Origin of the sequence: Protofrankia sp. CiP1_Cm_nod2 (assembly GCF_920664355.1) — a bacterium.
GTDB lineage: Bacteria > Actinomycetota > Actinomycetes > Frankiales > Frankiaceae > Protofrankia.
Genome location: NZ_CAKKTL010000008.1, coordinates 22,377 through 24,820 on the forward strand (window position 1 = coordinate 22,377; position 2,444 = coordinate 24,820).

General features: G+C 70.2%; 3 protein-coding genes and 1 tRNA gene. 2 read left to right on the plus strand and 2 right to left on the minus strand.

The window, feature by feature from the left end:
* A partial coding sequence (locus tag NBW84_RS01765) for an ABC transporter substrate-binding protein (RefSeq protein WP_250281063.1) occupies nt 1-543 on the minus strand: 543 nt, incomplete at its 3' end.
* 59 nt (nt 544-602) lie between these two features.
* Complete coding sequence (locus NBW84_RS01770) at nt 603-1,217, minus strand: ANTAR domain-containing response regulator (RefSeq protein ID WP_013873459.1); 615 nt, start codon at nt 1,215-1,217, stop codon at nt 603-605.
* A gap of 173 nt (nt 1,218-1,390) precedes the next feature.
* Between NBW84_RS01770 and NBW84_RS01775 the strand changes: the two genes are divergently transcribed.
* Together NBW84_RS01775 and NBW84_RS01780 are read left to right on the plus strand one after the other, a co-directional pair.
* Nucleotides 1,391-1,463, plus strand: a tRNA-Leu gene (locus tag NBW84_RS01775).
* Nucleotides 1,464-2,086: 623 nt separating this feature from the next.
* On the plus strand, nt 2,087-2,444 hold a 358-nt coding region (locus NBW84_RS01780), incomplete at its 3' end, for an epoxide hydrolase N-terminal domain-containing protein (protein WP_250281064.1).

Genomic DNA, 2,444 nt, shown 5'->3' on the forward strand with positions numbered 1-2,444 from the left:
CCTGCTCCGGGCCGTCGACGGGGCCGGCGCGGCCGACGAGGGGGCGCCGGTCAGCTCGGGCTGGCTGTTGGACGGCGAGATCACCGCGATCCCGGCGGCGTCCAGGGTGGGCAGGGCGACCATCGCGACCGTGGAGCTCAGCGGCCCGACCACGCCGATCAGGGTCTGGTCGGCGGCGAGCGTCCCCGCGGCGCGGGCGCCGCCGTCCGGCCTGGACAGGTCGTCCTGGACGCTCAGCCGGACCTTCCAGCCCGGGATCGTGCCCTGGGCGTTCGCCTCGTCGACCGCGAGGCGAACGGCGTTGCGCACTGCCGTACCCACGGATGCGCGGTCCGCGGACAGCGGTGCGATCAGCCCGAGCGTGGCCGTCCTGGTCCGCGTGGCGGACGGCCCGTGAGCCGGCGAACCGCCCGTGAGCGCCACCGCGAGAACGGCCACGAGGACCACGATCACAGCGACCACAACGGCGAACACCCGGTGTAGCCGCCGCCGCGGCCCAGTGACGAACAGCCGTCCGAGCATGGCTGTCAGCCGTCCGACCATGTTCTTCGTTCTTCGTTCTTCGTTCCTCCGGTTCCGCCCGAGCAGGTTGCGGACGGTGGTCACGCTCCGGGCAGGGCCTCGCCGGGCAGCAGGTCACCGGCCAGCACGGCCTCGGCCACCGCCCGCATCGTGCGCCGCTGGTTCATCGACGTGCGCTGGATCCAGCGGAAGGCGTCCGGCTCGGTCATGGCGTGCTCGGTCTGCAGGACCCCCTTCGCCCGTTCGATGATCTTGCGGGCTTCCAGGCGGCCCTGCAGGTCCTCGACCTCGGCCTCCAGGCTGACGATCTCGGTGAACCGGCTCATCGCCATCTCGATCGTCGGCAGCAGGTCCTTCTTCTGGAACGGCTTGACGACGTAGGCCATCGCCCCGGCGTCCCGGGCCCGCTCCACGAGATCCCGCTGGCTGAACGCGGTCAGGATCACCACCGGCGCGATCCGCTCCTTGGCGATGTGCGCGCCGGCGTCGATCCCGTCCATCCGGGGCATCTTGACGTCGAGGATGACCAGGTCGGGACGCAGCTTGGTGGCGAGACTGACCGCCACCTCACCGTCGCCGGCCTCACCGACCACCTCGTAGCCCTCCTCCTGGAGCATCTCCCGCAGATCGAGGCGGATCAGCGCCTCGTCCTCGGCGATCAGCACCCGGCGGGGGGTCGAGGATGGCTGGCTCATCGAGTCGGACTCCTGGGCTCGCAGGGCTAGGATCACACTGTTGACTCGCCGCGGCGTGGGGCGGCCGGTCGATCCGCACCTTACCCGGCTACAGTCATGGAGGAAGCTCTACCTGCATATTGACCGGTTCGCCAGCAACTTCAAGACCCAGCGTCCGCGGACCGTGACTGCCGGCCCCTGTACTCCAACGGCAGAGAGACGGTGCTCAAACCACCGACAGTGTGGGTTCGAATCCCACCGGGGGCACGCGCTGGCTTGTCGTGCTCGCCGATCTCTGATCGGCTTTGCCGGGGCCGCGATATCTGCCCGGGGGGCGGCCCCCGGACCCTCGAGGTCGTGCTTCGCACGACCGTCTTCCCTGCGGAGCCCAGGGCATCCGCGATCCGCTGCTGCACGCGGGAGAACACCGCCCCGGTAGGACCATCCCGCGTTTCCAACGTGGTCAGCAGCCGCCGCTGCCTCCTGCTCTCGGTCTCGGTGAGAGCCGTGCGCAGGGCGACCAACCGCCGGTCACGTTCCTCCTGCCGGGCGGCGGCGACGCCGTCCAGATGGGCACCAAGGAGATCATGCCGGTAGCGGCCGAAGACCCGCTCGGCGCGGAAACTACCCAGGCCGGCCAGCAGCGCCTCCTCCCGGATCCAGAAGCTGGAGATGGCAGGATGACCCGGCGGGTTGTAGCCCTTCTTCGGTGAACACACGTAGTAGGGGGTGTTCCGGACGGACTTCCCGAGCATCCGCCCCCCACACAGCGCGCAGAACAGGTAGCTGCGCAGCCGGTACACCCGCTGGCTCTGCGGATGCCGGTTCGCCGCCCAACCACCCACCAGCCCGACGGGGCCGCTTCCCCCTGTCCAGTAAGGAACCACGCGATGACCACCCCGCACGCCTTCCCCCTGGAGCCCGCCCCGATCCATGTGTCCGACGACGTCCTCGATGACCTGCACGCCCGTCTCACACGGACCCGTCCGCCGCTGGACGAGGGGAACGGGGACTGGTCCTACGGCGTCCCGGACAGCTATCTGCGTGAGCTGGTCGCCTACTGGCGGGACGGCTATGACTGGCGCCAGGCCGAGGCCGCCATCAACGCCTACGAGCACTACCAGGCGAGCGTCGCCGGTGTCCCGGTGCACTTCCTGCGCAGGCCCGGCCGCGGCCCCCGCCCGATCCCGTTGATCCTCACCCACGGCTGGCCGTGGACGTTCTGGCACTGGTCGAAGGTGATCGACC